The following is a 531-nucleotide window of genomic DNA, read 5'->3' as shown; positions in this document are numbered from 1 at the left end:
ACTGACGTGGTGAAAGGGGCGGATTCTCTCTCGGCAATATTACCGGGCGATATCGCCGAAGATGACATCACAGCGGTACTCTGTTTTGTGATTGAAGCCGATCAGATTACCTTTGAAACAGTAGAAGTCTCGCCAAAAATATCCACCCCACCAGTGCTTAAACTGGCAGCCGAACAAGCGCCAACCGGTCGCGTGGAGCGGGAAAAAACGACGCGCAGCAGTGAATCCACCAGCATCCGTGTAGCGGTAGAAAAGGTTGATCAATTAATTAACCTCGTCGGCGAGCTGGTTATCACCCAGTCCATGCTTGCCCAGCGTTCCAGCGAACTGGACCCGGTTAATCATGGTGATTTGATTACCAGCATGGGGCAGTTACAACGTAACGCCCGTGATTTGCAGGAATCAGTGATGTCGATTCGCATGATGCCGATGGAATATGTCTTTAGTCGCTATCCCCGGCTGGTGCGTGATCTGGCGGGAAAACTCGGCAAGCAGGTAGAACTGACGCTGGTGGGCAGTTCCACCGAGCTC

Annotated in this window: 1 pseudogene; it reads left to right on the top strand. The window is 52.5% G+C overall.

What is annotated here, in order from left to right:
* A pseudogene (locus E2K52_RS14690) lies at positions 1 to 531 on the top strand (hypothetical protein); the annotation flags it as partial.

The organism is Acinetobacter sp. RF14B, from assembly GCF_006864105.1.
GTDB classification, from domain to species: domain Bacteria; phylum Pseudomonadota; class Gammaproteobacteria; order Pseudomonadales; family Moraxellaceae; genus Acinetobacter; species Acinetobacter lwoffii_C.
This window is presented reverse-complemented; position numbering and strand designations above follow the sequence as displayed.